At 57.3% G+C, this 22216-nt stretch carries 17 protein-coding genes and 3 pseudogenes; 6 read left to right on the forward strand and 14 right to left on the reverse strand.

What is annotated here, in order from left to right; all coding sequences use genetic code 11:
* Window positions 1–187 precede the first annotated feature (187 nt).
* A pseudogene (locus ACMV_RS00590) lies at window positions 188–1533 on the reverse strand (IS1380 family transposase).
* Between the two features lie 90 nt (window positions 1534–1623).
* On the opposite strand from ACMV_RS00590, the gene ACMV_RS00595 reads away from it, so the two are divergent.
* On the forward strand, window positions 1624–2088 hold the full coding sequence (locus ACMV_RS00595; RefSeq protein WP_269447792.1) for a transposase: 465 nt from the start codon (window positions 1624–1626) through the stop codon (window positions 2086–2088).
* Window positions 2089–2239: 151 nt separating this feature from the next.
* On the opposite strand, the pseudogene ACMV_RS22090 reads toward ACMV_RS00595, so the two are convergent.
* Window positions 2240–2347, reverse strand: a pseudogene (locus ACMV_RS22090) (IS630 family transposase); the annotation flags it as partial.
* Window positions 2348–3089: 742 nt separating this feature from the next.
* Between ACMV_RS22090 and ACMV_RS00605 the strand changes: the two are divergent.
* Both ACMV_RS00605 and ACMV_RS19480 read left to right on the forward strand, forming a co-directional pair.
* Window positions 3090–4130, forward strand: a complete 1041-nt coding sequence (locus ACMV_RS00605) for an IS110 family RNA-guided transposase (RefSeq protein WP_011930570.1) — start codon at window positions 3090–3092, stop codon at window positions 4128–4130.
* 273 nt (window positions 4131–4403) lie between these two features.
* Window positions 4404–5155, forward strand: a protein-coding gene (locus tag ACMV_RS19480; protein WP_085947331.1) for an IS5 family transposase whose coding sequence is annotated in 2 segments (ribosomal slippage) — window positions 4404–4734 and window positions 4734–5155 — 753 coding nt in all. Because the reading frame shifts where the segments join, the coding sequence is not laid out codon by codon here.
* An 18-nt stretch (window positions 5156–5173) separates the two neighbouring features.
* Here the strand turns inward: ACMV_RS19480 and ACMV_RS19485 are convergent.
* From ACMV_RS19485 to ACMV_RS21350, 11 genes and pseudogenes are all read right to left on the reverse strand, one after another.
* Window positions 5174–6379: a pyridoxal phosphate-dependent aminotransferase gene (locus tag ACMV_RS19485; RefSeq protein ID WP_013639193.1), complete on the reverse strand. Its 1206-nt coding sequence runs from the start codon at window positions 6377–6379 to the stop codon at window positions 5174–5176.
* A gap of 31 nt (window positions 6380–6410) precedes the next feature.
* Window positions 6411–8612 (reverse strand): tetratricopeptide repeat protein, encoded by a 2202-nt coding sequence (locus ACMV_RS19490; RefSeq protein WP_013639194.1) that lies wholly within the window; start codon window positions 8610–8612, stop codon window positions 6411–6413.
* A complete protein-coding gene (locus ACMV_RS19495) occupies window positions 8605–9396 on the reverse strand; it encodes a tetratricopeptide repeat protein (protein WP_011941281.1) in 792 nt (263 codons plus the stop codon). The genes ACMV_RS19490 and ACMV_RS19495 overlap by 8 nt, the downstream gene beginning before the upstream one ends.
* 65 nt (window positions 9397–9461) lie before the next feature.
* Entirely contained in the window at window positions 9462–10334 is an 873-nt protein-coding gene (locus ACMV_RS19500; RefSeq protein WP_011941282.1) for a DUF1217 domain-containing protein, read from the reverse strand.
* Window positions 10335–10434: 100 nt separating this feature from the next.
* Window positions 10435–10692, reverse strand: a pseudogene (locus ACMV_RS21945) (flagellar biosynthesis regulator FlaF); the annotation flags it as partial.
* 15 nt (window positions 10693–10707) lie between these two features.
* Window positions 10708–11106 (reverse strand): flagellar biosynthesis repressor FlbT, encoded by a 399-nt coding sequence (locus ACMV_RS00630; RefSeq protein ID WP_007423973.1) that lies wholly within the window; start codon window positions 11104–11106, stop codon window positions 10708–10710.
* Between the two features lie 71 nt (window positions 11107–11177).
* Window positions 11178–12062 (reverse strand): flagellin, encoded by an 885-nt coding sequence (locus tag ACMV_RS00635; protein ID WP_011941284.1) that lies wholly within the window; start codon window positions 12060–12062, stop codon window positions 11178–11180.
* 95 nt (window positions 12063–12157) lie between these two features.
* Window positions 12158–13219 (reverse strand): flagellin, encoded by a 1062-nt coding sequence (locus ACMV_RS19510; RefSeq protein ID WP_013639196.1) that lies wholly within the window; start codon window positions 13217–13219, stop codon window positions 12158–12160.
* Window positions 13216–14673 carry a flagellar hook-associated protein FlgK gene (gene flgK / locus ACMV_RS19515; protein WP_013639197.1) on the reverse strand — a complete coding sequence of 486 codons (1458 nt, stop codon included), beginning with the start codon at window positions 14671–14673 and terminating at the stop codon, window positions 13216–13218. Before flgK ends, ACMV_RS19510 begins: the two co-directional genes overlap by 4 nt.
* Window positions 14674–14715: 42 nt before the next feature.
* Entirely contained in the window at window positions 14716–15993 is a 1278-nt protein-coding gene (gene flgE, locus ACMV_RS00645) for a flagellar hook protein FlgE (protein ID WP_013639198.1), read from the reverse strand.
* Window positions 15994–16125: 132 nt separating this feature from the next.
* The gene (locus ACMV_RS21350; protein ID WP_231844451.1) at window positions 16126–16581 is read right to left on the reverse strand and encodes a hypothetical protein; all 456 of its coding nucleotides are present in this window, start codon (window positions 16579–16581) and stop codon (window positions 16126–16128) included.
* A gap of 703 nt (window positions 16582–17284) precedes the next feature.
* Here ACMV_RS21350 and fliK point away from each other — a divergent pair.
* Window positions 17285–17935 carry a flagellar hook-length control protein FliK gene (gene fliK, locus ACMV_RS21355; protein WP_231844452.1) on the forward strand — a complete coding sequence of 217 codons (651 nt, stop codon included), beginning with the start codon at window positions 17285–17287 and terminating at the stop codon, window positions 17933–17935.
* A gap of 48 nt (window positions 17936–17983) precedes the next feature.
* Window positions 17984–18745: a flagellar hook assembly protein FlgD gene (locus ACMV_RS00655; RefSeq protein ID WP_007421308.1), complete on the forward strand. Its 762-nt coding sequence runs from the start codon at window positions 17984–17986 to the stop codon at window positions 18743–18745.
* 93 nt (window positions 18746–18838) lie between these two features.
* On the opposite strand, the gene ACMV_RS00660 is transcribed toward ACMV_RS00655, so the two are convergent.
* On the reverse strand, window positions 18839–20290 hold the full coding sequence (locus tag ACMV_RS00660) for a hypothetical protein (protein WP_013639200.1): 1452 nt from the start codon (window positions 20288–20290) through the stop codon (window positions 18839–18841).
* A 326-nt stretch (window positions 20291–20616) separates the two neighbouring features.
* Between ACMV_RS00660 and ACMV_RS00665 the strand changes: the two genes are divergently transcribed.
* The gene (locus ACMV_RS00665; RefSeq protein ID WP_013639202.1) at window positions 20617–21864 is read left to right on the forward strand and encodes an ROK family transcriptional regulator; all 1248 of its coding nucleotides are present in this window, start codon (window positions 20617–20619) and stop codon (window positions 21862–21864) included.
* Window positions 21865–22216: the final 352 nt, after the last annotated feature.

The raw sequence follows: 22216 nt of genomic DNA on the forward strand, positions 1-22216 counted from the left end.
GCACTCAACTTAGCGGGATTATTCGCGAGCGCATTTCCTCTGATTTTTCTCAGGCGGGTTGTGCAACCTGACATCGTGCGGGCGTGATGGCTTACCGGCCGAACCTAGCTGTTTTTGGTGGGCTCTACGATGTGTTGGCGTTGGATGTGGCAGAGATCGGGGCCGGACGGGGCAAACGCCCCTGGGATCAGCTGACCAGCCTGGGCAGTCTGGCCAGGGCATAGCCGAGGATCGCCTGGTCCGGCATTGAGCGCGGCAGATGCAGGCGGATCGAGCGTTTCAGGGTTTCGAGGCGGACGGCGAGTTTGATCAGGCGCAGGTGCAGGGTATCGAACTGGATACCACGCCAGCGCGACCGACGCGGCATCAGGGAGCGCAAACTCCACATCAGCCAGTAGGCGCCGATATGCAGAAACAGGCGCATCTGGTTGGCGCTGGCCCGCGAGCACGAGGTCCGGTCGGCCGCAAGATGGGTCTTCCACGCCTTGATATGGTTCTCGGCCTGGCCGCGCGCGCAGTAGATCTCTTGATACAGGGTGCGCGGGGAACCAGCCTTCAGGCTGGTGACGATGAAGCGGGTATCGCCCCCCAGCGGCCAGGCCTCGACGCGGGCGATGATCCGCTCGACGCGGTCCCAGCTTGCTGCGCCATCATTGAACTCTTTGAACCGCCGGATTTTCTCTCCCGGAGCCTGTTGCGCGCGCGCCGTGGTGCTGGCCTCCAGCGCGATGACGTGTTTGCGCAGCGTCGTGGTCGTGCGACGCCGAAGATGTAATCGAGGCGACGCGCTCGACAGAACCGCAGAACTGCCGGCGTGCAGAAGTGCGAATCACCGCGCAGCATGATCGCGGTACGTGGCCAATGGCCGCGGATGGCGTCGATCAGCCGGCGCAACCATTTGACGATCTGGGCCCCTTTTGGCCGACACGCCGGACGCAGCACCGCGGCGAGCATCCGGCGGTCGCCGTCGAACACCACAATCGGTTGAGATCCGTATTCGTTGTGGTGTGCGTTGAACAAGCAGAGTTGCTGCGCGCCGTGAGCGGCATCGAAGGTATCGTCGATATCCAGCACAATCCGGTTGGGTATGGTGCGGAAGCTCGCGCAATAATGCTCGACCATCGCCAGGCCCATGCGCAGCAGCGCGCGAGGCCCGGGCAAATTCTCGGTGCGTGAAACCGTCGCTTGCGAGCACAGATCGCCCGCCTCGGGCAGACGCTCCATCGCGAGTTTGAACATCGGGTCGTTGCGCAACCAGTCGGCGTCGTTGCCATCCTCGTAACCGGCCGCGATCATCAACATGCGAAACCGAATGATCTCGTCGAGCCCATGCTGGACGCCCTCCGGCGTGCGCGGATCATCGATGCAGGCTGCCAACTGCGCGGCAATCCCCAGCCGCTTCTCGACCTCGCGTAATGCCAGCAGACCGCCGTCTGAGGACAGCATCTCGCCGTCGAAGCGGGCCAGCACCGGTTTGCCGGCGACAGGTGACAGACCGGGGAGGCATGGGGTCGTTTCAACCGTGGCGGGCATCACGTTCCATGCTGATGAAGATTTGGTCTCGACACCAAATTCTTAGATCAAATCAACGGTTTACGCTATGCCTGCCAACCCTCACGCATAATTCAGGCTAAGAACCGCGGCGTCGAGGACATCCTGCTGGCTGTGGTCGATGGCCTGAAGGGGGGCCCGGAGGCGATCACTGCCGTCTTTCCCGAGACGATCGTGCAGACCTGCATCGTCCATCTGCTCCGGAATTCCATGGATTTCGTGTCCTACAAGGACCACAAGGCGGTCGCCACCGCGCTCAAGGACATCTACCGGACCGGGCCGTTGATGCCCAAGCCGCCGAGGCAGCTCTCGCCGCCTTCGACGCCGGTTCATGGGGGGCAGAAATATCCTGACATCGGCCAGAGCTGGCGCCGAGTGTGGCAGGAAGTCATCCCGTTCTTTTCCTTCCCCGGCGAGGTCCGTCGGATCATTTATGCAACGAATGCCATAGAGGCCCTGAATTCCAAGCTGCGGCGGGCCATCCCCGCGCGCGGCCATTTCCCAGCGATGAGGCCGCGGCCAAGCTGCTCTATCTGATCCTGAACCGATCCGAAAAAGGAGTCGGTGATGCCACCTCGAGAATGGCCTATGGCAAAGGTTCAGTTCGCCGTCATCTTCGGCAATCGCTTCGTAAGGGCCCCGCCGGCCTGATGTTCAACCGCCACCCATACAGAGAATTCCTGACACCGCCGGCTTCATCGATGAAGATTAACCGCTCGGGTTCGAGATCGACCTGGTCCTCAAACCACTCACGGCGCCGCTTCAGGACGTCCGGACGGTCCTGCTCCACCGCATGGCCAATCTTTTTGTTCAGCGTGATCCGGTGTCCGCCGAAGAACCGCCAGATCGTCGAAATGCCAAACCGCTCCGAACGTTCCTTCATCAGCCGCTCCTGCACCTCGACAAGTGTCAAGTCCGGCGTCGTCTCGACCAGGTCAAGGACAACCACCCGCGTGGCGCTCGATCCGTTCCGAGCGGCGGTCGCCGCCCACCTTCATTGGTGCCGGCGAACCCCTCTCCCGGCTCAGTTGCACCCAGCGTATCGCCGCCGCAATCCCAACCCCGAGGCGTTCAGCCGCCAGACAGTGCGACATGCCGCCATCAACCGCCGCTACGACGCGTACACAAATCCAGCGAAATTACCTTCACCCTATGCATGCCAGCCTCCTTCGCCTGCAAACATCGTGAATCACCTCTCACCCGATACGGGAATCCCCACGCGATTTTTCGGCTCAGAAGCTGCTCTAAAATAGATCCCGGATCACTCAGAAGGAGCCGATCAGCAGCCAGAATCCGCACGCGCAAATCAATCGAGAGAGGGTATCCCATCCATGCCAGCCTCCTTCACCAGCACGGATTCTGACCCAGAATTCCACGCCAGCGGGAATTCCCCCCATCAATTCAATACGGTCGAAAACGCTCTAGGGCATGTGGGGATTTAGGATTCCCATTTGGGGGTGGCTGTGATTATGGGATGGCCCGCCCCTCTCGTGGCGATCTGGTAGGATCGCCGCTGGTTTGGAGAGAGGAGCAGACCGATGGATATCATGATTCTCGGCATCGATCTTGGGAAGAACTCTTGCAGCGTGGTGGGCATGGACGCCGCCGGCCGGGTTGTTTTGAGGCGGAGACTTCGGCGGGGAACGTTGGAAAGTTTCGTTGGCGAGCTTGGGTCGTGCATTGTGGCAATGGAAGCATGTTGCGGCGCTCATCACCTCGGGCGGATTTTCGCCGCGCGGGGCCACGAGGTGCGGCTGATGTCGCCGGAATATGTCCGTCCGTACGTGAAGGCGCAGAAGAACGATGATCTCGACGCGGAGGCGATCGCAGAGGCTGCGACGCGGCCAACGATGCGTTTCGTGCCTGTGAAGAGCCAGGACCAATCTGATCTCCAGGCTTTGCACCGAGCCCGGGAGCGCCTCGTCTCGGAACGGACGGCGCTGATCAATCACTTGCGGGCGTTGCTGCTGGAGCGAGGGATCGTCGTTCCGCAAGGCCGGAGGAAACTGGAAGCCGAGCTTGAGACATTGGCCGAAGATGGCGGTTTTGCCGCGTTGAGCCCGCGCATCCGGACGTTGATCGAAGATCTTCGGGCGGAATGGCGTTCACTCGACCAGAGGATCACCGGCTTCGACGCCGAGTTCGTTCAGTTGGCTCGTGACGACGTGGCTGTGCGACGTTTGACCAAAATCCCAGGAATTGGAACGATAAACGCTACGGCGCTGGCGGCGGCGGTCGGCGAGGCGCATGCATTCAAACGTGGGCGGGACATGGCGGCGTGGCTGGGGCTCGTTCCACGGCAAATGACAACGGGTGGAAAACCGCGCCTGCTCGGCATCAGCAAACGCGGCAATCGTTATTTGCGGAAGAACTTGATCCATGGCGCACGAGCGGCGCTGCCTTATCTTGTCGAACGCGATACGCCGTTGGGCCGCTGGGCGCGGGGATTGCTCGATCGAGCGCATAAGAACGTGGTCGTAGTCGCGCTGGCCGCGAAGCTGGCTCGGATTGCATGGGCCGTTTTGGCGCACGGTTGCGATTACGACGCCCAATTCGAAGCGGCGGCTGCGGCCGCATGACGGAATCGCCCGAACAGCGCTCACAGTTGGGCGCGAAAGGGCAGTCGATGTCTGCGTGAGGTGAAAGGAAGATGGCCTGACAGTCGAACGGCGGCTTGAAAACCTGACGCAGTGAACGGCCTCCGAGGCCGGTGTGATTATGAGGATCAGGCCGCGCGGATCTCCATCTTGGCCGGGTTCGAAGCCCGAGACCGGATACGTTGAAGCAGACTGATTAGAGCCAGATGAAAATCACCCCTTGCGGACGGGGCGGGCCATACGTTCACGCTGTGAATGGAACGATTTGTACTGACGGACGCCCAATGGGCGAGGATAGAACCGCATTGTCTTGGCAAGGCGAGTGACCCCGGCCGCTGCGGCCGGGACAATCGGCTGTTTCTGGAAGCGGTGCTTTGGATTGTCCGTACTGGCAGTCCGTGGCGTGATCTGCCTTCGATGTTTGGCAACTGGAGCACGGCCTACCGCCGGTTCAACGACTGGCGCCGCGCTGATGTTTTCAAACGGATTTTCGACGCGGTATCTGATGAACCCGACATGGAATACGCCATGGTCGACGCCACGATCGTCAAGGTCCACCGTCACGGCCAGGGCGCAAAAGGGGGACTCAAAGCCAGGCCATAGGCCGTTCCAAAGGTGGCATGACAACCAAAATTCTGGCGCTGACGGATGCCTTGGGCAACCTTGTGCGCTTTCGTCTCATGCCGGGCAATCGCTATGACAGCATCGAGGTCCCGCCACTGATCGACAACGTCGAATTCGGTGGATTGATCGCAGACAAGGCATTCGACAGCAACGCTCTGGTCGCAGAACTCAACGAAAGAGGCGCCAGGATCGTCATTTCCCAGCACCCGGCCCGGGCACTGAAGCTGAAAATCGACCACGAAACCTACAAATGGCGTCATCTGATCGAGAATTTCTTCTGCAAGCTCAAGGAGTTCAAACGCATCGCCCTGCGCGCCTGCAAAACAGACCAGAGCTTCCAGCCAATGATCCACCTCGCCGCAGCCGTCATCAACTCACGATGAACCCCCACAAACCCTAAATTAATGGTTACATGTCGTTATGCAAAATCGTAGAATGCGCTCGCAGGCCTCTTCCAGAAGGGCATCGGATGCAGCCGTCGAAAGCCGGATATGACCTGGCATTGCAAACGCGGAGCCCGGAACCGTAGCGACCAAAGCCTCATCTAGTAAGGCATTCGCCACATCCTCATCATTGCCAAGTATTCGGCCGCTCGGGGTCCGGCAACCCAATAGACTGGTGATCGACGGGAAGGCGTAGAAAGCTCCCTCTGGGCGGGAACAGGTAAGGCCAGGCGCACCGGCCAGCGCACCTAGAACAAGATCGCGGCGTCGACGATAAATCGTACGTCGTTCCTCGAGAAGATCCTGCGGGCCGTCTAGCGCCGCAACAGCAGCCGCCTGGCTAATGGTCGAAACACCCGCAGTGGCAGTCCCCTGAACCAGCGTCATTGCCGCTAGCCAGTCACGCGGACCGGTACAGAAGCCAAGGCGCCAGCCGGTCATCGCATAGGATTTCGATACGCCGGACATAGTCAGCACGCGCCCAGCGAGATCTGGAGCAGCGGCCGCCAATGTCAGGTACGCGCCTTCGAAAATGAGGTGCTCGTAAATATCATCCGAAATTGTCAGTACATGAGGATGCCGACGAAGCACATCGGCGATGCCGATAAGCATTGCCGCATCGGCAATCGCGCCGGACGGATTGTTTGGATAGTTGAGAACAAGGAGCTTCGTCCTTGGCCCGATAGCTGCCGCGAGGGTGGCAGCATCCACGCGGAATCCTGCTTCGGCGGGGCAATCGATGAACACCGGGATACCACCGGCGAATTCAACCACCTGGATGTAGCCTGCCCAGCAAGGCGCGGGAATAAGCACTTCATCGCCAGGATCGATGACCGACATCACGGCGTCAAATATCGCCTGCTTGCCGCCATTTGTGACAAGAACGTCAGCTGGTGTTGCCGGCAAACCCTGATCGCGTTCGAATTTCCGTGCTGCGGCGCAGCGCAGCGCATCGGTTCCAGCGATAGGGGGGTAGCGTGTCTGCCCGCCGAGTGCGGCACGGTGTGCGGCATCAACGACATGCGGTGGGGTTGGAAGGTCGGGCTCGCCGATCGATAGCGAAATCACATCATGGCCAGCGGCACGAAGAGCGCGAGCCCGGGCAGCCATAGCGAAAGTAGCCGCCGGCCTTGTTCGGCCGACGCAGGCGGAAAATTGGATCATCCCGCGTCAGCACCACAGTTGCGGCGATTGATCAAGCCCGGCAGCCGTTACGACAATAATCCTGCCACGCATAGCGCAACGCGGCACCGAGATTACGACCAAAACGCTTCGCGTCACAGAGGGGACTCGTGAGCATCTGTTCGCGCAATCGAGCCCGACGTGCGGCTAGCGCTTCCAGATCCGAGGACATGGCAACGGCACGATCGATATACTGTTCCGGACTCTCTGTAACGCAATCCGTCAGGCCCACGTTCGAAAGGTGGCTCACCGAATGACGTGCGGCGAAGAAATCACCAGCCAAAGTGATGACAGGCACCCCCATAAACATCGATTCGCATGTCGTTAGCCCACCTGAATACGGGAATGGATCTAGTGCGATATCAACGTCCTTATAGCCTTCGATGAATTCTGGATGCGGAGCTCGACCGCGCAATTCGACCCGACTCGTATCAACTCCAAGAGCATGCGCTCGAGAGATGAAGCGCTCAGGAATTCCATCTTCAGAAAATTGCGGGCAGCGGAGGAGCAGGTGGGCGTTATCGACCTGTTCAAGGATCCGTCCCCAGAGCGATAATGTCTCATCGGTCAGTTTTGTCAGATTATTGAAGCAGCCAAAGGTGACATGACCGTTTGCAAGAGCCGGCAAATTGCTGACAGGCGGCGACGTTGGGGGAGGAGAATAGCAGACATAGCCGTCCGGCAACCGTAATAGCTGTTCCGTATAATATTGATCAAACCCCTCCGGGGTCTCCCATCGATCCGTAATGAACCAGTCAACACGCTTCATGCCAGTTGTAGACGCCTGTGAGCCAACCCATTTTATTTGGACGGGCGCCGGGCGATACGCCAAACTTCCAATCAATCCATTGTCACCAAAGCCACTCAAGTCAATAAGAATATCGATATTACAATCGGCAATATTTGAGGCAATCTCCGCCTCGTATTTTGTGATTCGGTCTTGCCATTTGTGCGCACGTCGTGCAAGCCGCTGCGCAAATGGATCTCCTGCAGCGAAGTGACCAAAACAATAGAGCTCGTATGCATCTCGATCTAAATTTTCCAGACCGGCAAATGTGAGCCATCCTACAGGATGTTGTCGCAGAGAATGAGACAGTAGGCCGATTCGAAGTGGACGATCAGGATCAACAACAGAGGGCTTCATCAGTGGTTCGCAGTCTTCGGGCAATGTCGCGGCGAGTTTTCGGGTCGAGTCCAGAAGAAGCTCCGCGGTCGCATTGCTTTGATACGGAATTAAGGAACATTCAGCTCGCAGCCGAGACCGGTCATTGGCTTTGGGGGTTGCCGCTTTGATGTCCCTTGCACTTCCTGCGAGATCGCCAGCTGATGCTCTGATCGTAGCGCGATTTAATAATATCGTAGAGCTCGCGTTTGCGGGAATATCTAATTTATTCAATATATCGGAAGCATCGCCAAAACGATACTGTCGGCCAAGTGCGACAGCTAGATCATTGGCGATATCGATGTTTTCGGGCGCACGGAGAAGGGCTTTGCGCAGATGTAATTCTGCCATTTCTGGCATCTGATTCGCCAAATACGCATTGCCGAGCAAAGCTAGGATATCAGACGCATCCGGCTCAACGTCGATCGCAGTCTCTAAAAGAGCGATCGCCTCTTCAGCCCCACCGCGCCTAAGAGCTGCATTGGCTTCAAGACAGAGCTCAATGGCAGTGGTCCACTTCGGCTCTCGGATCTGCAAAATCAGATCATGATCAACCGTGTCGCGTAGTTCATTATACGTAATTGCATAATGAAGTATATCAGGTGCAAGATTTCCGGCGTTGGCCATCGCGCGCAATGCGGCACCCTGAAGTCCGAGCGCACCGAGCGCAAGCGCAAGTCCATGCCAAGCCTGATGGTTGGTGGGATTAAGATCGGTAGCTCGCGAAAGATATCCCACTGCGTCGTGCGGGTCGTTGCTTTGTAGTGCCAATATTCCATAAGCAAGCAAAGGTTCAATCCGCCAACGATTACGTATGCTAGCTTGGATATAGAGCTCTTTGGCCTCAGCCACATGACCATCAGCACGATAACTCTGGGCGAGCCTAATCAACGGCTCATCCCATGATGGAGCCAGCTCACTCGCTTGCTGGAAAAGCTTCCTTGCGCACTCGCGGGTGTTACCGGCATCAAGAGCCACCCCCGCCGCTATGACGTCGGCCGCGTTCGTCATATTTTCGTGTAACGCTGGGGCGCTAGCAACCTGATCAAGCATGGCGTGGCAAACTGCGCGTATTGTCGCTAAACAGCAATGTGGCCTCGTCCCAATTTCCTGTTCCTACGGCTGCTTGGACGGCTAGGAGACTCGTGTCGAGATCAGCGCGACCTTCGGCTACAAGTCGCCGGATTTGGTCAGTTGCCTCTGTATAGGCTCCCCGTTCAATCAGTACCGAGATAAGAAGATGGCGAAGCCTCAGGTCATCTTGAGGACGGTCGGAATGCTCTTCATCACCGTCCCGCAATATATTGCGCAAGGTGTCCTCCGCCTCCGCCGGCGCAGAGCGGCATAGCCCGGCGAGCGCAAGGAAGTTAGCAGGCATCTCGTCAAGGACCTCACGCAAGCAGGTCGCAGCGTCGTCGATATGCCCTAGCTCCAAGAGAGCTCTTCCTAATATCGACTTAGCCGTTGAATTCCTTGGGTCTGCAACGACCGCCTCGGAAGCGGCCTTCGCCGCTTCAACCCAATTCTTTTCCTCAAGGCTAATCTCGGCACTAAAACAAAGAATAATCGAATTCTCAGGAAATGCAGCTAAGCCGTCCGACACTATTTCCTTTGCACGAGCGTGCCTGCCTTTGACAAATTCGATTGCCGCTGACAGCGCAACGATCGTCCCAGGATTCTCACCGCGCTTCTCGAGGGTAGGGAGTAGGAGCGAGGCAGCGTTGACCTGCCCCTGATCGATTAGCTGCCGCACGCGCGCAAAAAGCACGCGATTTACACTTGAATTGTCGCCCCGCACGGCAGGTTGCAATTGAGAATTCGAGTGGAGATCGGACATAGTCAGGTTCCTTTTGAACGGTGGTGCGGACCAATTCTCCGGTCAGCGCGCGAGATTGCTATAGCTTATGCGATGAGAGATCTAGCTTGTGCAGCTAGCCCAACGAGACTGGAGCTCGAGCCATAAGCGTTCATGTTGCTTGCTTGTGTGACTGCAAGGAATCGATCCGCGAACGATTGAACAAACTGCTTGTTCTGAAATTTTGATACATCAAGTCGACTGGTGATGGCCTGCTCTTGCGCAAGCAGCGGCTGAAATGCGATTTGTTGAGGAACTCCCAATGCGGTCGTGACGACCGAGCGCATAACAGAATCACCGAGAATTTGAGTGGCATTCGTGAATTTTTGAGCGTTCTGAATGAAATATAGTGCGTTTGAAAGCCCGGGAGTCTGTTTATCAAGTGACTGACGCCAAAGAACTTCAGCATATGCATTAGTGAGGGTACTTATACTTGATGGCTTTTGTATTATAGATAACCCTTTGGTTGCAAATTGATAAATCTGGGCGGTCGAAAGCCACTGCGAATTAGTGGACGACAATTGATTGGCAAGCCCGTTTGGATCGCTCGGATTTGACAGAAGCGCCTTTTGAGCCAACGCTGGAAATCCGACCTGAGACCCTAGCCCGTTAGCAGTAAGAAGAACTTTAAGAACGGTTGGATTTTGAAGAAGCTGCTTCGCAGTCTTCGCGCTGTTCACAGCTTTTGTGAACGCGGCAATATCCCGCTGTACTTGTGGCGATTTTGCTTCTGCCTGAATATCTTTTGTTTCATTCTGCTGGGCGATTCGGAGCGCAATAATCGGATTTTGAGAACTCGTGACAGTTCCGCTCGTCGCTCCGCCGTAACTCGCTTCTAGAATTGAGGCAATACTTGACGAAGTTGTATTTACGGAGCTTGTAAAGAGAGTGGCAATATTTGGCGATAGAGTAGACGACATCAAATGTCTCCGAGATATATGCTCGCCCGCTAAGTCCATCGGCAAAATTGTCGCCGATTATCGCGATCACTTCAAGATCGGGACTTTGATCATTTGTCTGCTGAAGAATGTTATTCGCAACAGAAACGATCTGCGCCCGAAGTGGTGCCGGCAACGGATTGAGTGGATCGAGATTTGTAGCGAGAATCGTCTGCCAGAGCCTGCGGGCAGTTGCCAATGCTCGTGTACGACTCAGATCATCGTCGGCCGCACGGAGCATAGAACTCACAGTGCGGAACACTTCGGCATCCTGCTCACGCTGACCTCGCAGTTGATTGGCGGATTCATAGGCCTTGAAGGCCTTTGCTGAATGAGACATTTACGATCCTTTTGATCACTGACATGACTGCAGAACGGCTGCTTCGTGGCGCATAATTCGCCGCGAAAGCTTAAGGGCTTCATAACAATCATCCGATTTTGCACATTCCAGCGCTCGGTCGAGGATCTCGCGGGCGAGCGCCGAAGTTGTCGCTTCCTTGAACTGCTCTATCAGTTCGCGGGCACGGACTAGCGCGGATTGGCGTTCTTCGTCCGTTCCGATATAGGCCGTCTGGAGAGCAAAATAGATCTGCTTCGCAGGCGTGTTGACCTCGTCTGGCCGCAGTATTTGTTTGCCGAACATGAAGCGTGCCTTCGCCGTCAACTCGATGCGTGACTTCGTGCGGAACCGGATCGGTGCGCCGTTCAGTATCATGATATCGCCTTGGCGAAGCTCCAGCACCAGAACCGACATATATTTATCCTTCGTAACGCGACTAGTAGGCCCGGCCTGCTATTGAAGCAGGCCGGGTTACGGCGGATGAATCAGATCAGCTTGGTGAGGATCGACGGCTGCTGGTTCGCTATGGAGAGGGCAGATGTTGCCAACTGCTGCTGGATCTGTAGCGACTGCAACTTTGCGGACTCCGCCGCCATATTGGCATCAACGAGCGCGCCGAGGCCATTGCTGAGCGCGTCCATTTTGTTCTGGTTATAGGTTATCTGCGCATCAACCTGGTTGGTCAGGTTACCGTAGGTGTTAAGATACGAACCGACATTGGAAACCTGGGTACTGAATGTACCACCAGCAGTCATCCAGTTTGTAATTGTGGTGGAACCTGCGGAGGCCGTGCCAAGCGACGTTCCAATTTTGCTTAGAGCAAGATAAACAGTGGTCATGCTCTGTGCTGCGATTTTAATCTGCCCGCCGGAGGCATCCGAAGAGACTTGCAGGGCCTTGCTCGTAAACGAAGATGACGAACTGGCCAGGGTGCCCGACGAAGCACCGATCAGCGCCTTACCATTATAGCTCGCGCCTTTGATGTAGTATTGTAAATTCTGAAGTTGCGACGAAAACTGCGCAACGTACTGGGACTTCTGGCTTGTAGAAATCGTTGAGCTCGACAGATTGACCAGTGTCGCATCCATGCTCTGCATAAGATTGGAGATATTGGTCAGTGCCGTGTTAGTGGTTGCAAGAAGTCCCTGGGTATCGCCGAGCTGCTGGTTCGCGGCAGTGAGGCCCGCCATATTTGTGCGAACCGACTGGGCGACAGCGAAAGCAGCACCATTGTCAACCGCGCTGCTGACAGAGTAGCCAGTGGAGATCTGGTTCTGAACGTTGTTCAGAGAAGTATTGATTGAGTTGAGAGTTTCAACGCCGACCATCGCGGCCGAGTTGGTGATGATCGAGCTAACAACGCCGGACATGCTTTGTATCCTTGGCTATAATTTAGTCTGTGGTCCGCGTTTTGCGGAGAAGACGTATTTTACGTCGAAGTCGTTAACGCCAGATGAAGCCCGCCTCAGATATATTGGGTAAGGCTCATTGTCTTCACCGCGGCGATAAGCTGATACGAAGCCTGGAGTTGCGTTTGGGTGGCGGACAACTGGGAAAGGGTCTTGGTCATATCGACTTGATCGAACCCAGCAACCTGGTTGGTGAATGCGTTTGACGTCTGCTGGAGATCTGTGATTTGCGTATTCACCAGTGCCTGGTTGTTTCCCAGAGCGCCGGCGTCCTGTGCCATTGTATTGATTGCGTTACCGAGGCTGGTTGAGATCGCATTGGCGAAATTTGTGAAGCCCGAATTTGAAAGTTGCCCAGGCTGGAGGCTGCCGATAGCCGAAAGAGTGGCCAGAATATCCGTCATATAAGAACCGGTAGTATTCGTTCCCACGCTAGGACCGATAAACTGGTTGGCATTTGCGGCGATACCGGTTGTAATCGGGACTCCGCCGGCACCCAGAACACTTGGGACGCCGGGATTACTAGCAAGAGTGCTTGAGAATGGGCTGTTCGTAGTGTTACTTGCCGCCGCGAACACTCCAGAGACCGAAAGGCTGTTGGTAGCGCTCTGAATGCTGACATAGAACGCGGCACTCGTGAAACTGGTTGCATTCGGCACAGGCGGAATAGTACTGTCCTGACCGGAAAAGATGTATCGAGTTCCATCCTGACTATTGAGAAGGCTAGCGATCTGCGTGACCGCGCTACGCGCTGTGGCTGCTGCCGTACTCAATGCGCTCCCACTTAGGGAGTTGACACCTTCGAACTGCGTTAACGCTTTGGATGCAATATCGCTGATCGTCTGTATTGCATTCTGTTGCACGCCCATCTGGCCCTGTGCAATCTTCAGGTTCGAAATTGTATTGTTAAGCGTGGCGATTGACGAGTTCAAGATGAGCGTTTGGCCGGCGGATCCTGGCTGAGCAGTTTCGAGACCAGCATACGTCGTTGCGACATATCCGGTCTGCGATTGTATGGTTAGTTGCGCCAGTTTCTGACTAGTTATGCTCGAATCAGCTGCCAGTTGCTGGATCAGGCCGAAGTTTCCAGTGGATAGGCTGGCAATTGATGTGCTCATTGGACCATCGCTTGGACGGCTTGCCACATTTGCTGTGCAATCGTCACTGTCTTTGCGTTTGCGGCGTATGCGTTTTGTAGTGTGACCAGAAGACTCATCTGTTGATCAATATTGACGCCACTGGTTGAGGAGGCTTGAGCCTTGAGTGCGGTAACCAAGTTGCCGACATTTGAAACCTGGGTCAGAGCAGCGCTGCTTATCGAGGCTTCATTTGCCGTGAAGTTGGTCGCGATTGCCGACAGCGACCCAGACCCTGAGTAGGGAAGGGACACGGTGCCGGTTGCGTCGGTGTAAGCAGTGATTGCAGGAGGTTGAGCGCTCCCTCCCACTGTGGTTGTGCCGAACGCGGAGTTCAGTACATTTTGGATCAATGCCGTGTAGCCAGCAGGGCCACCGGCAGGATTCGGTGGAATTGGCGTTCCGGAGGCGTTCGTGACGGTAACATTACCATCTCGGACCAGGGCGGGATTTGAAATGACTGCCGGATTTACTGTAATTACCGCAGAAAGACCTTTTGTTGCGGCCGTTGGCACATTGCCAATAGGGTCTGTAAACAAGCTGAGGCCTGCTCCAGCGAACCGACTCGACAATGCCTGTGAGAATGAATCTAGTCCAGCTTGGATTTGTGGGAGTGTGGCGTTGTTAAGTTGCTGCGCACCGCCCAACTCGCCGCCAAAAGTAACTGGGGTTCCGCCAATCGAATACGACGTGCTATTTGTTGTGGTGGTTGCTGTGATTGGCGATGACCCATTAAGTGGCAATTGTATTCCGTTCACCGTGAACAGAGCTATAGAGCCGTTCGTCTGCGTAAGTGCTTTGGCGCCGGTGAGCGATGCGATAGTTTGGATGGCTGCGTCACGCTGATTTGCTAGGTCGGCTGTACTTTTGTTCTGCTGCGCAAGATTGACGATCTGCGCATTCAGCGACCCAATCGTGCTGAGAGTCGAATTCAGTTTCTTGAGATCCTCTGTAATCGTACTTGCCGCAGATTGGCTAGCCGATTGCAAGGTACTGGCAATTGAATTGATCTGCCCCGTCAGTGTCTTTGCTGCACTTACGACCGTGTTTTGCTGTACGACATTCGATGGGTCGGTCATCAAGGTCTGGAAACCAGACTGGACATTGGCGAGCAGGCTTGGCAGGTCGTTGCCTTGACCTGGCGTGCCCATTACCTGATCAATGCCCGATAGTGTCGTTGATATGACGGCTTGATATGATTGCTGAGCGATCGAGTTGTTCACCTGTGTCTGTATGCTGGTGTTGACCTGACGGGTCGCCGGGGCGCTGATGACGCCGGAACCTTGGCCGCCCGCTGTCGCGGAGGACAGATTTGCGGTTTCAACTGAATAGCCGGACGTATTCGCGTTCGCAATGTTTTGCGAAACTACGGCCAATTGCTGATCGATCGCACTTAGGCCGCTGCTTGCGATCGCGAGTCCCGTGCCCACACTCATGCGTTATATGATCCCGTGAAAAAATTACGGAAGGGTAAATTGTTACTGAACCATATTCACAGTGGTCGTGAGGATCTGCTGTGCAGCGGTGACGACCTTGGTATTTGCCGTATATGCCTGTTGGGCGTTGATTAGATCGGTAAACTGTGTGGCGATGTCGACGTTTGAGTTCTCGACGGAGCCGGTGACCAGAGCGCCTCCGCTGCCACCTACTGCATTGATTGTCGCGGCTCCGGAAGCTTGGGTGGCCGTCTCGATCTGTCCGCTCTTGTTTTGCAGCGCGTCGGGTGACGCGAAGGAGGCGAGGGGAATCTGGGCAATCTGCTTGGAGAAGCCGTTTGTATAGTTTGCCGTGATATTGCCTTGTGTGTCGATCGACAGGTTGCTGAATGCACCGGAAGGTGAGCCATTCTGGCTTACGCCCTGGAGATTCAGACTCGTGCCGGCGTATTGGGTGAGGCCGGCGGTGCTCCCGGGGGCTCCAAAATCCAGCGTGATGGGTTGCGCGCTGCCATTATAGCTCGGCGAGATCTGTAGTTGCCCGGCAGCAGGGGACGTTGCCCCAGTGCCCGCTGTGATCGAACTCAGCGTTCCGTTCGTATTGAAAGCCATAGTTGCGGAACCCACCGTCGAGGGTGTCGCGTTCGGTGAGGAGACGTTCAGTGTCCACGTATTTGCCGAACCAGTGACCGGAGACCAGCTTAGGTTGAGTGGCTGCATGTTGCCGAGCGAGTCGTAGACATCAACCTGAGTGGTGACGGGGGTCGAACTCGGTGTGGTTGGCAACGTGGCCGAAAGTGTAACATTGGAGGTCGGAACCGGCGGAGACGCCCCCTGCGAAACCTGGATCGGTGCGAGCGACGAAGTGTTGACGGTGCCTGTCGTCGGGTTGACGGACCACCCGTCAAGATAGGCGCCGGCGCCGTTTACAAGGTATCCGGATGAATTCAGGGTAAAATCGCCTGCGCGAGTGTAATATTGCTGAGCGTCGAATGTCTGCGTTGTCTTTCCGGCCGTCGTTGTGGTCGGGCCTGGGAGACTGACGTTGAAGTATCCATTGCCGTTTATTGCCAGAGAGAGTGGATTGCTCGACTGCGTTATCGTCCCCTCAACCGTATTTGTGTATTCGGGATTGGCAACAACGGAATCGGGTCCATTATTGGAGGCCGTACTCTGAACAAGGTAGTTGGTGAAGTGAGTATTGACGCCCTTGTAGCCGATGGTCTGGGAGTTCGCGATGTTATCACTGATATTGGTGAACGCGCTGGACTGGGCCTGAAGGCCGCTGACCGAAGTATCCAAAGCACCGAAAATCGACATCCTGTCCTCAGCTCCATAGGGTTGGGGGCTTGCCCGTGGCACTATCGCACATGTCTTGTGCCGCAACGGGCTGCATCCGTTCGCTGACCGTCTTGCACGAAGCGTGCCAAGTGTGGGAACTGAGTTTTGCAGTCATTCGGTCCCATAGTTGAAATTGCCTACCCGGCAGAATCGGCCGGGTTTCATGGATATAGCCCTGCAAATTTTGCCGGCTTGCCTCCGAGAATGCAGCGCCAGCCGCCTTTCGTCGCGTATTTTTGTTTGGCCGATATCTTGCATGTGGGGCGGCATGAGCATTGGAACCGCCATTTCCGCCGTGCCGGCTACGTCGACTGCGAGCGCAGCCGCCGGCGCGACTTCAGGATGCGGAACTGCAGCGCCGGCGTCGACAAGCGCCGTGCCGACGTCGGATTCGTCCGGGCCCGCGAGTGTTTCAGGTACTCGCACCATAAGCGCGGGGCAGGGGAGTGCGGATTGCGGTGCCGGTAAGGCCGCTTCAGGCTCGTTTAGCGCGGCTCTCGCCGGCGCATCGGCATCATCGTCCCAGCACGCGGCGGGAAATGCGTCCCAGTCACCAAGCTCGACCACGGACGCGAAATCTGCGTCCGATCCACATGCTCATCATGGCAACGGCAATGGAACGTCATCCGCCGCCCTGATGCGCGATCGGACGGCATCACCGCCGGGCGCTGCTTATGCCAATGCGCAGGGCATGGCTCCAGTCGCCACGGAACACGGCAAGGCGCCGAATAAGAGCGGCCATCATGATCTTGCCCGGGCCAACGCGGGGCCCTCTTCGGGCCAGGCGCAGCAGGCGCAGGCTGTGCAGACCTCGCAGCCAACGCCCGTATCGGCAGGCCTATCGGCTCAGGCCTCCGCCGCGTTGGCCGTCCAAGCATTGTCTTCGCATCAGGTCGCCGATATTGCTCCACAGTCTGACTCTCATGCGCCCGTGGTGCCCGGTTTGGCGAGGCAAGTGACACCGGCTACCGACGCCAAGGCACAGTCGGTCCCTGTTGAGGGTTCCGCAGGCTCGCCCGGGTCAGCCACTACCGGGTCGTCGTCTCAACTGGCGGCATCTTCAGGAAGCACGACCTCGGGCGTCCCCCATTCAACAATCGACTCCCTGGCCCGTGAGGCCATCGGCCGTCTCCAATCGGCGGCAGGCGGGCAGGCCCACCACACGGCTGCTGCCGGTCCGTCATCATCCGCGACCGCTCATGCGAGTGCCGAGACACGGATATCTGCGACATCAGCCAATTCGACGGTTGCAAGACAGGTTCAACCGGCAATGTCGTCGGCAGGACCGGCTCCAGTGGTGAGTATCTCGTCATCTGCAGTTCCGGCACTTCCAGGGGGAGGGGAGACGAATGGTGCGGCCAGTAGCGCCTCTTCGAATTCCGTGTCGGGACAGATCGCGGCCGCGTTGGTCGGCGTCAGCCAGATCCAGCCGCCTCAGGGCAGCTCAAGCGCGACGCCAGGCACACGTCTCACCATCGCTTTGGCGCCCCCTGCCATCGGAACCGTAACGCTTCAGATCGACCGACATGCTGATGGGAGTTTGACTGTTGCGATCGGCGCATCGCATGCTGACACCCTCCAGCAACTGCAGAACGATCGAAATACTCTAAATCAGGTCCTGACGCAGGCCGGTCTGCCGGACACCCATCGAACAGTTACGTTCGACCTGATTGCGCCGCACGCAGACGCTTCTGGTTCGCATCAGGCTAGCGTTGGCGCCGGTGCGAACGGATTTGGTGGCGGCTTCTCCCTTGCCGGAGGCGGGCCTAACGGTGGTTCATCGGGTAGCGAGGGAAGTGGCCGGTTGCCCGTCTACGTACGGAGTCCCGCTGCCGCAGCTGGCATTGCACCAGCCGTGGACACGGTATCATCCGTTCCGGCCGTGACGTTGCGTCGCTTCGGCGTGAACGTCGTGGCCTGACCCAAATCTTCATTTGCAGCGCCGAATTCAATCCAAAAGGAGATCTTCATGACCAGCAGCGTCGCATCAGTTGCCTATCAGCAGAGTCAGCTCACGGCAGCCGCGAATGCCGCCGCTGCAGGCATCGGCTCGTCGACGTCATCAAGCGGTACGAGTGGTGCGTCTGGCACGAGCAGCACATCCGGCACGAGTGGCAATTCCACGACGAGCGCGCTCGGCGCCCTGTCGTCGAACTACAATGATTTCCTGACCATGCTCACGACCCAGTTGCAGAACCAGGATCCAACCAGTCCGATGAGTTCAAGCCAGTTCACCTCGGAACTCGTACAGTTCTCTCAGGTCGAACAGCAGATCAGCACGAACCAGAGCCTGACCCAGCTATTGCAGCTGACCCAGGCCGGCGACCTGACCCAGGCGAGTTCGATGCTGGGAAGCAAGGTGACCGCTACATCGAGCCAGTTGCCGCTGCAGAACGGAACCGGGACGCTCAATTTCACCGCGCCGACTTCGGGGCCGGTCGCCATCGCGGTGTATAACGGTGCGGGGCAACAGATTCTCGATACGTCGATGAACGCGACAGCCGGCAGCAATTCCTGGACCTGGAATGGCAAGGATGCAAGCGGCACTACGGTGCCGGACGGTGCCTACAAGGTTGCGGTGGTCGAAGGAGGCGCGAATGGCAGCACGACGACCCTGCCGTTCACGGTCACCGGAACCGCGACCGGTGTCACCAGCGGGTCGAACAGCGTCTCTCTCCAGATGGGCGGCGTTTCGGTACCTTTCACCGCGGTTACCAACGTCACAAAGTAACGGTCGGCCGGTGCTTACGGCTGAGGATCGACGCACAAAAAGAAGCGCGCCCGGGAACGATACCAGGGCGCGCATTTTTAGTGGCCGACTGTCTCAGAAGTTATATTCGAGATAGAAGCGGCTGCTGAAATAGGGATTATGATTGTATTGCGTGTAGCCAGCCCGGTTTTCTGCTTGCGCTATATCGGTATCCTCGGCGACCGAGAGCCCTTTCAGCACCGATGAGAGATCATACGATGCGCTAGCATCAAGTGCCCAAAGTTGCTGGTTCGGAATATAGTTCGTGCTCGAGAAACCGTAAGCGCCACCATACGTATAGTTTCTGGAGTCGCCGCCGAACCCATAGCGTGCAAGGTAGCGAATGTACGAGACGTCAACCTTCAGCTTCTTGTTGAGGAAAGCGTAGCTCGTCGTCACACCATATGCATAGCCTGGCCCCAGATTCGCGATGCCGGTTTGCATGGTATCTGTAAAGGAAGTGCCGGTATTATCGTTGTACGGGTGCACAACACCGCCATGGTGGAACGAATTGTACTCGGTCGGCGCGTAGTCGCCAACCAGCGCAATGCTACCATCGCCGAAGGAATATCCTAATTTTGCACCATAGACATGTGCATTGACGCTACCAACATTATTATTCGTCAGAGCGGCGATATTGTTAGAATTTCCAGCGGAATTGCCTTCCGTCAGGGCCTGGACTGCGCCGAAGATGGCCTGGCCATTGCTCAAGGGTTGCACTACGTCGAGTTGGCCATAAACCATCTGCGCGTACTGATAGAAATCATAATACCAGGCCTGCGCGGTCAACTGCATAGAGCCGACGTCGCCGTGATACCGGGCGCCGATGGCGATAAAGCCGTTGGTCGGCTTCGTGCCGGAGTAGCGGTTGGCTGCAGTAAATGAGCTGCTGTAGCGGCTTTCGTAATCAAACATCCGGGTCATGAAGACGCTGAACGCAGCGGGATTATCTTCGAGACTCAGCGCGCCTGCATCGACCTTGTCAGAGCCATTGCCAAGCACGTTCACAACACCGGCAACGCCCATGAAGGCGCGCGGGTTGAACGTGTTGTAGTCCTGATTGGCGTAGGGCGTCTGGATCAGCTGACGGCCGAAACGGATCTCCACTTTCGGCGTCTGATACTGCAGATACGCCTGCCGGAACGACTGGATGCCAAAATACGAACCGGTCAGTTCGCTGTAGTAGTGTGTGTCGTTCTTGCTGTAGAGGCCGAGCGACTGCGCCGTGTAACCGCCAAGGCCAACACTGAACCCGTTGAACGATCCGGTGTGGGCAATCAGATGCCCGCCGATCGCGAAGGAGTGAGTGCTCTTCGAAGTGTGACCATTATTTGCATAATCGAAGTGAATCGCCCCGATCATGCCCTGGAAGGTGGTCTGCCGCAGTGCGTCGCCCAGGCTCTGCGCGTGCGCGAGCGGTGCGAGGCCGAAAAGGCTGATCACGCCTGCGGCGCATGCTGCGCGGCGCAGCTTCCGCGTCGCAGACCGGGCCGGGACGTCGCCCGCCTGGTTGCTAATGTTTCGCATTATGGTTGAACCTCCATGTTGAAAGACTTTTTTGCTGGCGAAATCCGCGCCTTGCGCGCAGATCCTGCCCGCTGCTTCGCCATCTGCAACGGGTAGACGGGGGCATTGACCGCGCCGGGCCACGCCACGTGGAAGACGCGCGGAAACTGCGTCGCGCGCGAAATTGTGCAAACTGCATGATGTGCTTCAGTCGCCGACGTCGGCATTGTTCCGTCCCCGTTTGATTTCTGTGCCGCGCTGCCCCGAGCTCGCTTGCACGAATTATTTTTACTCTTTAAGAAACCACTAGAGAGGAGCGTTTTCAATGTCAAGAAAGATTCATATCGGTGGCGTCGCGGCTCGGACGGCGCGATGATTCGGCCGGCGAGGGGGCGCGGATGACCCGCGCGCGCGTGAATTCTGCCCTGGTGCGGCGCATCAATTCGGCGCGGCTGTTCCACATGATCCGCCAGAATCCAGGCATCTCGCAGCAGAAGCTTTCGCAGATTTCCGGTATCGATCCTGCGACCATTTCGATCATCATCAACAATCTTGAATCGGGCGGCATTGTTCGGCGCGACACTGATGCGCCGACCGGCCGAGCCGGGCGGCCAACCACGGCGCTGAGCCTTGATCCGCGAGCCGGATATCTCGCGGGTATCAGCGTCGAACCGGACGCCATCCGCATCGTGATCTCGACCATCGACGGTACCGCCTGCGCCGATCTCGCGGTGCCCGGCAGCACGGCGCCAGAGGCTGCAATCGCCGCCGCCCGCAGCGGCGTTACCGCAGCCTTGCGCTCGTTGCGCGCCACGCGCGCCACGCTTCTTGCCGCGGGAGTCGCCATGCCAGCGCTCGTCTCGACCGGCGGGCGTATCGTCTTCGCGCCCAATATCGGGTGGCGTGATCTCGATGTCGCCGAAAATCTCGCCCAGAAACTGAAGGTGCCGGTCCGTGTCGAGAACGACGTGAAGGCGGCAGCCTTGGCGGAGCACCTCTTCGGAGCAAGCCGCGACATAGCCGACTTCGTTTACGTGATGGGTCGTTCGGGCATCGGCGGCGGGCTCTATTTGATGGGTGAGCTTTACCGCGGCCCTCATGGACTGGCTGGCGAAATCGGCCACATGAAGATTGTGCCCGGCGGACGTGCCTGTGGTTGCGGTGGTCAGGGCTGCTTCGAAGCCTATGTATCCGAAAAGGCAATCCTGAGCGATCTCGCCGCCCGAGGCCACGGGGCGAGAGATGTCGCTTCCGTCCGCAAGGCCTGCGAGGCTGGCGACCCCGTGGCACGCGCCGTGCTCGCCGAGGCCGGGCGTCATCTCGGGCTCGCCCTGGCGAACCTGATCAACATTATCAGTCCGCGCCGTATCGTGCTCGGCGGCAGCCTCGCGCAGCTCGCGCCGTTCCTGCTGCCCGCGGCGATGGAGACGCTGGAAGCCAATGCGCTTGCGGCGATCTATAGAGATGTCGAGATCGTCGTCTCCGAGATGAGCGGCAGTGCGGCGGCGATGGGCGGCATAGCCCTCGCGCTCCAGCAATTTCTCGATGATCCGCCGGTTCGCCTCGATCGCGCGCGCCCCACGCCTTCGCTCTGAAATCCCGATCGACTCTCCGGCCACGCAAAAACCCAGCATGTCGCCGTTCAGTTGCCTCCCAGTTGACGGCACCCGAGCCGAGCGCCGCATGACTCTTACATATTTTGGGCAGTTTTTCCGGGTGCAGGCACGTGGGTCAAGTGTAAATGACAGAATTGCGTCGGCTGGCGAGCAACTAATGAAGAGTGTTGCAGATTTGCCAAACCTGGCGGCAGGAAATTTGAAGGTTGCAAGAAGGCATCGAGATTGTTCCAGATGTCTGATTTTCCGCCAGAAATGAGGCGTTGGCCCAATGCGTGGAAGAGGCCAACGGGCAATCTGATTTCGAGTTTTTGCGATGTCGAAAGTTATG

The organism is Acidiphilium multivorum AIU301, from assembly GCF_000202835.1.
Lineage (GTDB): Bacteria > Pseudomonadota > Alphaproteobacteria > Acetobacterales > Acetobacteraceae > Acidiphilium > Acidiphilium multivorum.